Origin of the sequence: Photobacterium carnosum, assembly GCF_002849605.1 — a bacterium.
GTDB classification, from domain to species: domain Bacteria; phylum Pseudomonadota; class Gammaproteobacteria; order Enterobacterales; family Vibrionaceae; genus Photobacterium; species Photobacterium carnosum.
In genome coordinates this window covers 1-2,843 of the sequence record NZ_NPIB01000055.1, presented here as the reverse complement: position 1 = coordinate 2,843, position 2,843 = coordinate 1, and the positions used below count along the sequence as shown (strand labels likewise).

The 2,843-nt window shown below is 50.8% G+C and carries 1 rRNA gene; it reads left to right on the top strand.

Annotated features, from left to right (window positions below):
* A 23S ribosomal RNA gene (locus tag CIK00_RS20975) occupies nucleotides 1-2,796 on the top strand; the annotation flags it as partial.
* Nucleotides 2,797-2,843 lie beyond the last annotated feature (47 nt).

Genomic DNA, 2,843 nt, shown 5'->3' with positions numbered 1-2,843 from the left:
CTTGAGTCTGGGATTTCCGAATGGGGAAACCCACTTGCATAAGCAAGTATCATTAACTGAATACATAGGTTAATGAGGCAAACCGGGGGAACTGAAACATCTAAGTACCCCGAGGAAGAGAAATCAACCGAGATTCCGGTAGTAGCGGCGAGCGAAACCGGATTAGCCCTTAAGCTAGTTCTGCGTTAGGTGAATGTACTGGAAAGTACAGCGATACAGGGTGATAGCCCCGTAACCAAAAATGCAGTCTTAGTGAAATCGAGTAGGACGGGACACGTGATATCCTGTTTGAACATGGGGGGACCATCCTCCAAGGCTAAATACTCCTGACTGACCGATAGTGAACCAGTACCGTGAGGGAAAGGCGAAAAGAACCCCTGTGAGGGGAGTGAAATAGAACCTGAAACCGTGTACGTACAAGCAGTAGGAGCCCACTTGTTGGGTGACTGCGTACCTTTTGTATAATGGGTCAGCGACTTAATTTTAGTAGCAAGGTTAACCGTTTAGGGGAGCCGTAGGGAAACCGAGTCTTAACTGGGCGAATTAGTTGCTAGGATTAGACCCGAAACCGAGTGATCTAGCCATGGGCAGGTTGAAGGTGAGGTAACACTTACTGGAGGACCGAACCGACTAATGTTGAAAAATTAGCGGATGACTTGTGGCTAGGGGTGAAAGGCCAATCAAACTCGGAGATAGCTGGTTCTCCCCGAAAGCTATTTAGGTAGCGCCTCGGACGAATACTACTGGGGGTAGAGCACTGTTAAGGCTAGGGGGTCATCCCGACTTACCAACCCTTTGCAAACTCCGAATACCAGTAAGTAATATCCGGGAGACACACGGCGGGTGCTAACGTCCGTCGTGAAGAGGGAAACAACCCAGACCGCCAGCTAAGGTCCCAAAGTTATAGCTAAGTGGGAAACGATGTGGGAAGGCTCAGACAGCCAGGATGTTGGCTTAGAAGCAGCCATCATTTAAAGAAAGCGTAATAGCTCACTGGTCGAGTCGGCCTGCGCGGAAGATTTAACGGGGCTAAGCTATACACCGAAGCTGCGGCAATGTGAACTTGTTCACATTGGGTAGGGGAGCGTTCTGTAAGCCGTTGAAGGTGCATTGTAAAGTGTGCTGGAGGTATCAGAAGTGCGAATGCTGACATGAGTAACGATAAAGGGAGTGAAAAACTCCCTCGCCGGAAGATCAAGGGTTCCTGTCCAACGTTAATCGGGGCAGGGTAAGTCGACCCCTAAGGCGAGGCCGAAAGGCGTAGTCGATGGGAAACGGGTTAATATTCCCGTACTTCTTATAATTGCGATGGAGGGACGGAGAAGGCTAGGTGAGCCTGGCGACGGTTGTCCAGGTCCAAGTATGTAGGCTGATGGTTTAGGCAAATCCGGACCATCTTAAGGCTGAGATACGATGTCGAGCTACTACGGTAGTGAAGTCATTGATGCCATGCTTCCGGGAAAAGCTTCTAAGCTTCAGATTATAAGAAATCGTACCCCAAACCGACACAGGTGATCAGGTAGAGAATACCAAGGCGCTTGAGAGAACTCGGGTGAAGGAACTAGGCAAAATGGTACCGTAACTTCGGGAGAAGGTACGCTCCTAGCGGTGATGAGACTTGCTCTCTAAGCTGCCGGGAGTCGCAGATACCAGGTGGCTGCAACTGTTTATTAAAAACACAGCACTGTGCAAAATCGAAAGATGACGTATACGGTGTGACGCCTGCCCGGTGCCGGAAGGTTAATTGATGGGGTTAGACTTCGGTCGAAGCTCTTGATCGAAGCCCCGGTAAACGGCGGCCGTAACTATAACGGTCCTAAGGTAGCGAAATTCCTTGTCGGGTAAGTTCCGACCTGCACGAATGGCGTAATGATGGCCACGCTGTCTCCACCCGAGACTCAGTGAAATTGAAATCGCAGTGAAGATGCTGTGTACCCGCGGCTAGACGGAAAGACCCCGTGAACCTTTACTATAGCTTGGCACTGAACATTGACCCTACATGTGTAGGATAGGTGGGAGACGTTGAAGCAACCGCGCCAGTGGTTGTGGAGTCAATCTTGAAATACCACCCTTGTATGCTTGATGTTCTAACGTTGGCCCCTTATCGGGGTTACGGACAGTGCCTGGTGGGTAGTTTGACTGGGGCGGTCTCCTCCCAAAGAGTAACGGAGGAGCACGAAGGTGGGCTAATCACGGTCGGACATCGTGAGGTTAGTGCAATGGCATAAGCCCGCTTGACTGCGAGAATGACAATTCGAGCAGGTGCGAAAGCAGGTCATAGTGATCCGGTGGTTCTGAATGGAAGGGCCATCGCTCAACGGATAAAAGGTACTCCGGGGATAACAGGCTGATACCGCCCAAGAGTTCATATCGACGGCGGTGTTTGGCACCTCGATGTCGGCTCATCACATCCTGGGGCTGAAGTCGGTCCCAAGGGTATGGCTGTTCGCCATTTAAAGTGGTACGCGAGCTGGGTTTAGAACGTCGTGAGACAGTTCGGTCCCTATCTGCCGTGGGCGTTGGATGATTGAGAGGGGCTGCTCCTAGTACGAGAGGACCGGAGTGGACGAACCGCTGGTGTTCGGGTTGTATCGCCAGATGCATTGCCCGGTAGCTAAGTTCGGAATCGATAACCGCTGAAAGCATCTAAGCGGGAAGCGAGCCTCAAGATGAGTCATCCCTAGACCTTTAAGGTCTCTAAAGGGTTGTTGAAGACTACAACGTTGATAGGTCAGGTGTGTAAGTGCTGCGAGGCATTGAGCTAACTGATACTAATTGCCCGTGAGGCTTAACCATACAACACCCAAGGGGTTTTTCTTCTCTAAAGAGAAGAGACGGACTCT